Here is a 301-nt window from a genome sequence, read left to right as displayed (position 1 = left end):
TTATTGTTGGTTTTCCTCTACCATACTTTTTCCTATTTCTCTGAACCCAATTTTATGGATTCCATATTTTAACCGATAACCTTGATAGCGAGCCTCCGGCGGCATGGGAGGATTTGGAGGTCTTTAGGAAGGCACATCCCCTATAGCCAATCCAGTCTCGCTAGACGCCAGTACCATGCCGTTGCTCGCTATCAAGCATTCACTTCATCGCCTTTAGCTGTCATTATGAAGACAGGCTTCACTCTATTGAATATTAATAACCAGCGATGGTCCCAAAAGCCTGGCGACTTCGTGTGTTATT

The organism is Globicatella sp. HMSC072A10 (genome assembly GCF_001811625.1).
Classification (GTDB): domain Bacteria; phylum Bacillota; class Bacilli; order Lactobacillales; family Aerococcaceae; genus Globicatella; species Globicatella sanguinis.
This window is presented reverse-complemented; position numbering follows the sequence as displayed.